Source organism: Mesorhizobium sp. M1338 (genome assembly GCF_040318045.1).
Taxonomy (GTDB): Bacteria; Pseudomonadota; Alphaproteobacteria; order Rhizobiales; family Rhizobiaceae; genus Mesorhizobium.
On record NZ_JAMYLL010000047.1, the window covers coordinates 36,289 to 42,288 of the forward strand.

General features: G+C 58.5%; 3 protein-coding genes and 2 pseudogenes. 3 read left to right on the plus strand and 2 right to left on the minus strand.

The genetic code is table 11. The features are described from left to right. Nucleotides 1-443: 443 nt before the first annotated feature. Together NKH19_RS27460 and NKH19_RS27465 are read left to right on the plus strand one after the other, a co-directional pair. Nucleotides 444-1,204: pseudogene (locus NKH19_RS27460) on the plus strand (DDE-type integrase/transposase/recombinase); the annotation flags it as partial. A 1,831-nt stretch (nucleotides 1,205-3,035) separates the two neighbouring features. Beyond that, entirely contained in the window at nucleotides 3,036-3,335 is a 300-nt protein-coding gene (locus tag NKH19_RS27465) for a DUF1236 domain-containing protein (protein WP_352971057.1), read from the plus strand. Between the two features lie 34 nt (nucleotides 3,336-3,369). Here the strand turns inward: NKH19_RS27465 and NKH19_RS27470 are convergent, their stop codons facing one another. Both NKH19_RS27470 and NKH19_RS27475 read right to left on the minus strand, forming a co-directional pair. Next, a complete protein-coding gene (locus tag NKH19_RS27470) occupies nucleotides 3,370-3,612 on the minus strand; it encodes a helix-turn-helix domain-containing protein (protein WP_352872594.1) in 243 nt (80 codons plus the stop codon). Beyond that, nucleotides 3,500-4,033: pseudogene (locus tag NKH19_RS27475) on the minus strand (Dyp-type peroxidase); the annotation flags it as partial. The pseudogene NKH19_RS27475 and the gene NKH19_RS27470, both read right to left, overlap by 113 nt. 824 nt (nucleotides 4,034-4,857) lie before the next feature. Here NKH19_RS27475 and NKH19_RS27480 point away from each other — a divergent pair. Next, a partial coding sequence (locus tag NKH19_RS27480) for an Ig-like domain-containing protein (protein ID WP_352872596.1) occupies nucleotides 4,858-6,000 on the plus strand: 1,143 nt, incomplete at its 3' end.

Genomic DNA, 6,000 nt, shown 5'->3' on the forward strand with positions numbered 1-6,000 from the left:
AACTGTTGCCCGCGTGATGTTTGCAGAGCCGGATTACGTCGCCTTCGAGAATTCTGCCTGCATCGCTCGCAGGTGCAACGTGTCGACAACAACTTTATCTCGCCTCGCTCCGCGCCTTGGCTTCAGGTCTTTCAAAGAAATGCAGAACTGCTTCCGAAATCAGATCCTTGATCGAAGGGCCAAGCGCAAGCCGAGCGGATAACGCGGCACATCGATCACTGAGAGTCAGATCCGCGCCTCGAGCAAGCCCGCGGGCCAAAGTTCAGCGTTCTAGCCCGGTATTCCCAGAAGCTGACTTTCTGCTTACCGGCCCCATTTCAGTCATCCGCAGGCACCGTTCCTGAGAGCAACACATCGTTTCAGCGAGCAGCGATTGCCGCTCCGGCAGCGGGTTAATCAAAGGGTGTAGTGGCGCGAAATCGACGCTGCATTGTTGGGCAGGGAAGACCGTGCGCTCGACCGTACTGACGGCCGAGGAAGAGGCGATGGTCGTCGCCCTTTCGCAAGCATACGCTGTTGCCTCTGGATGATTGTCTCTATGCGCTGCAGGCGACGCACCTGACGCGGTCGTCCTTGCCCCATTGCTTTCAGCGCCACGGGGTCAGCCGCCTGCCCGAGGTCGCCGCCAAGCGGCCCTTCAAGTGTTACCCGATCGGCTACTTCCACATCGACATCGCCGAGGTCCGAACAGAGGAGGGCAAGCTCCACCTCTTCGGGGCGGTGGACCGGACCTCGAAGTTCGCCTTCGCTCGGCTAATGCAGAAGGCGACAACGTCACCGCCAGGACTTTCCTCGAGGAGTTGGTCGAAGCCGTCCCCAACAAGATCCACACCGTGCTTACCGACAATGGCATCCAGTTCGCCGACTGCCCAAGAACCGGGACGGCCCAACCGCAAGCTGGCGCGCGGCCATCCTTTCGATCGGGCATGCGGCGCTTATGGCATCGAGCACTGCGTCACCAAGCCTAACAACCCCTGGACCAACGGTCAGGTCGAATGGATGAACCGAACGCTGAAGGAGGCAACCGTCCGGCGATATCACTACGAGACCCACCGTCACCTCGAAAATCACCTGCCGCCTTTCTCGACGGCTACAACTTGGCCAGGCGGCGAGAGACCTTCGCGGTCTTACACCCTACGAAGCCATCTGTACGGCCTGGGCCAACCAGCCAAGCCGTTTCCGGCTTGACCCGGTCCACTGCTAGGCTTTCAGGCGATGGTCGACTGCATGTTGGAAGTAGGCTGGACGCGGAGCGAGACCTTGCGGGCGCTGAAGCGGCTCATTGCCGCCGACAATTGACCCAGAAAGAGAATGCCAGGACGGAAACGCACCTCGCAATTGCGCGGGCCCTGATGCGCGCCGGCCGTTCGGTCTAGGCAGATATTTGAAACAAATGGCCAGCGCGGTTGCCGGTGAAAGTATTGCCTAAAATCGCGCCGACCATTGCGGCTCTTTGAGGATTGGCGCCTGCGAGAGCTAGAGCCCGGCAATAGGCTGACAACCGCTGCTTGCGCCTTGGTTAAAAACGTACAGTCGAGTCCCGTTGAACCCTAGACCAATAGGGATATGAATCGTTACCGTCACCGACTGAGGTTGTGGGCAACGGTGATTGAGAGTTCGTCGTGCTCCCGCCCTTTGATGGGAGTTGGCATCATGGACCAACCAGGTGATCAGGTATCTGCTTTTGACTGTGATATCCTGCGTAGCACCTTCGTAAAATCCGTCATCGAGCGAACATTCCCGAAGACCAATGGCGGACACAAGCCGCTCTTTTGATCCGCGACTTTACGGGCAGCAGCGTCATTGATCCCGAGTTGCTGGAGTGGATCGTGCGGAAGTAGCCGGCGCCAGCGGCTATTGCCTCCAAGGGCCGTGGCCCTCCCGTGCCTTATGATGAAGGGTAGCCACCACGCAAAAGCCCACGCCTCTGGCGGAGAACGCGCGCCGATCAGGTGTGCGTATCCCGATGTTCGGCAGAGATGGGTGAGCATCCCCTGCCGCAAGCGAGAAACTTTCAGAGATGCTAATGTTCATACCCTGCGATGGAAGGCCCGCCGCCCCATTTGCGAAACGACGGTTCCCTGCCCCGCCCCTGGGAACTAGCTCTGGTCGGCAGCCTCGAGAAGATGCCGTCGGGTCGAGCCCCAATCGCCAGAATCCACGGGGTAGACTACTAGAACCGAAACACGATCCCGGCCCGCCTGCGGTAGCACCGGACGCGCCGGCGACCATGTCGCCAGTAACTACGGCAGACCCTTCTCCAGCCCCGCCGGCGGTGGTGGCGGCGGCGATAGTGGCCGTAATCTGGGTCGTAATCTGGGTCGTAATCTGAATCTGGGTCGTAATAAGGGTCGTGGTAGCGCCGATGGTAGACCGGCTCCACTTCCGCCTGAGTACCTTCGTCATCGAAGGTCGGTGAGTCTGGCGCGTCGAGTTCATCGAGAATGCCGCTTTTGGCCCCTGGAACACCTGCCACTACGTCGATAGGCCGAACCGCGCTTGCAAAGGCCGCTGCCCCTGCAATGCCAAACATTGCTCTCAAGAAGGATCGCCGATCCATAGAAAGCCTCCCAGTGTTACACAACTCTAATGGTACCAACGCTTAAGGCGCGCGGCCGGAAAAGGCAGGCCTTGCGCCCGTTCCAAATTGAGGATTCGCCAACCGCGGTGCGGCCCGTGAACCCTATCAGCACAGGAAGGGACCTAGCTGCGCCCGATCTGCAAATATGGCAGCCAAGCACTATTCCGATCACGAAAAAGCTGACGGCGGTCGCGAAAAGCGGTGCGAGCAACCAGCGAGCCTGGCTAACCATTCTATCCATCTGATTTCTCCGAACTTTCCGGAGAAACAATAACCTTGGAAGCAAGCTGTTCCACGCCACATCATGGGTAAGACCATTGCGTTTTACGATCAGACTTAAGTCTTACCCTCTGCCCGACCGAAGCCTCAACCCGGAACGTTTGACGTTGCCCAAGTTCGGTTTGGCGGTCGGCTTGGACGACGTCGTGGTCGCCAGCCGCAAGAGGAGAAAATCATGAGAATGCATCTTACGGGCGCCGCTGCGGCGTTGTTGCTCTTCGCTGGTGTCGGCGCGGTCGCTGCTCAGGACGTGATTATAACGCCTGAGCAGGATACGGTCGTCCATGAGTATGTGAAGAAGCAGCCTTTGGCATCGGTGAAGGTTCCCGGCGTGGAACTCAATATCGGCACAGTGCTGCCCGAGACAGTCGAGCTGCATGAAGTGCCCGACGTCAAATACCGCTATGTCGTGATCGACAACCGGACAGTTCTGGTGGATCCGGGCACTCGCAAGATTATCAAGGTCTATGACTGACCAACCTTTCGGCTGAAGCCCGCCGTCCGTTCGATCACACGACCCCCCAGGCGCGAAACCTTCCCCTGCCCGTCATCTCGCGCAGGCCAAGCTCGCCGGCCAGATGACGAAGATGCCGAATGAGGTCCGCCCGACGGGCACGGGCCTGTGGTCGAGGTGACCACTTACTCCGTCGCAATATTTTGGAGGAATGTCGCCGACGGCGCGAAGAATAAAGCGCCGGTGATGGCGCGGCTAAAATCCAGCAATCGGTCGTAATTGCCTGGCGGTCGGCCAACGAACATGTTCTCCAGCATTTGCTCTATTCTAAGCGGCGATCGGGCGTAGCCTATGAAGTACGTGCCGAACTCACCCTTGCCGACGTCGCCGAAGGGCATGTTGTCGCGCACAATCTGCAACTGCTCTCCGTCCTCGATGATCGTGGTCAGCGCATTGTGCGCCGAGATCGGTTTCACGGCATCGTCGAGCTCGACATCGGAGAGTTTCTTTCTGCCGACAATTCCCTCCTGCTCCTCGATGGGGAGCGCGTTCCATGAGATACTTCTGCCGACGATCGCGGCCTTGACGGCGTCTTGATCCACCGGGTTTTCGGTCCCATCGACAAAACCGATCAGGTTGCGGTCATCGAAGTAATTGAAGCCGTGCACCTCATCCGCCACCGAGACCGCGCCATCGAGCCGCGACATGATCTGTGGCGCCGATCAACGGGATGTCATGTGCACGTTGCCGTGGCGCCGGTCGTCACGCACTCCAGGGAATCAACGCTACGAGCGCCGCGACTTGGTCCGGACGCCGCTTCCACCACACGTCCCTCGCACCCTATGCGGAAGTTCGCGACAGGCGCTGGCACACCCCGAAACACAAATCCCCATAGCTCACCGCGTGCGGCCCGCGGGTTCGTGCATGAGAGACTTTCGTACGCCTGACGGCACCCGCAACCCTTCAGCATCTCAGTCGTTCCGAGTATTTTGGCCTCCGTCCAAAAGCAGACACTATCCAGGGATAGCTGTAGGTCGACGTTGTGCCAGCGCATGTGTGCAGGGCGACTGCGGTGCGGTGTTCAGCCTATGAACTTATCCGCTCGGCTGCCACACCATATGGTTGACCGAAAGGCCATTGTCATGGCTGTGGCTCCTTTATTTTCAACTATTAACTGCTTTGCAAACTTCCCGTTGACGCTTCCGGTCTGCTAGAGTTAATAATCTCCTAATATAAGAATTACCTAAAACTCGTGATCGGCAACCAACGAGTTGAGACGATGCAATTGGGGTGGGGGAGACGCAGCGCGACGACCAATGTCGTCGCAGCCATCACCATCGAGCCACCACCTGCCTGCGAACGGCCAGTTTAAGCGGGCTGCTCGTAGCGTGGCGGCTTCTTGGGTGATGCGCTGACAATCCACCTCCGCCCCAATTGTGTGCGGATCGCGTAATGACTGCTTCGACAGGAGCAGTTGGTCTTTCAGGGCGGTTAATAAACAGATGTTGGGGCGTCTGTTCTTAAACAAACAAGGGGGTTGAAAATGGCTACTTCTCTTATCGGCGGGAGCGGGACCGACGTCATCGTCGCCGGAGGCGGCAATGACTATATTAATGGTGGGTCAGGCGCCGATACGCTCGATGGAGGCAGTGGTTTCGATACCGTCCTGGGCGGATCGGGAGCGGACACGCTTATCTATCGAGCCTGGGAAAATCAGTACAAGATTGACAGCCAAACAACCTTCTCCGGCTACGACGTCTACGACGGCGGGAACGGCAATGCTGCGAAAGGCACTGCCGAGGTCGATACGCTCGCTATCTATCTAAGCAATGATCAACTAGCCAATACGTCATTCATGGCGGCATTTACCGCCGAAATTGCTCAGTTTCGTGCCTTCATTGGTGCGAACTCGAACTCGAATACCGGCCAAGCCGGTCAAGCAGAATTCACATTCACCACGATCAACCTCAAGGTTTCCGCGATCGAGCAGGTTGTCGTTCTCGATAGCAACGGACATGTTCCTGTCTCCGTAAATATTGTCGACTCTTCCTTAAATGATGGTGACAACAACTCGGTCGTGATGTTCACCTTTATTGGCCCGGTGACAGGCTTCGATTCTGCCGATGTTACGACAACGAATGGCACGCTGACTGATTTTGTGAAGATCGATGCTTCTCATTATACGGCAAAGTTCACGGCCGCAGACGGTTTTGGTGGTCTTGGCTCTGTTTCGGTAACGGCCGGCGGTTACACCGACGCTGCCGGCAACGCTGGCGCTACGGGCTCCGATACAGTCGCCATCGACACGCTGCGGCCGACGGCAACCATCGTGGTGGCCGACGCCGCCCTGCAAGCCGGCGAGACCTCGCTGGTGACCATCACCTTCTCGGAAGCGGTGAGCGGCTTCGACAACGGCGACCTCTCGATCGCGAACGGCACGCTGTCGGCGGTGGCTTCGGGCGACGGCGGCGTCACCTGGACGGCGATCTTCACCCCGACCGCCAACATCCAGGACACGACCAACCTCATCACGCTGGCCAACGCCAGCGTCAGCGACGCGGCGGGCAACACCAACAGCGGCACCACCGATTCCAACAATTACGCCATCGACACGCTGCGGCCGACGGCAACCATCGTGGTGGCCGACGCCGCCCTGCAAGCCGGCGAGACCTCGCTGGTGACCATC

What these genes read in the sequence shown, in the direction of transcription:
- NKH19_RS27465 (WP_352971057.1), top strand. Translation starts at nt 3,036, where the DNA reads ATGAGAATGCATCTTACGGGCGCCGCTGCGGCGTTGTTGCTCTTCGCT.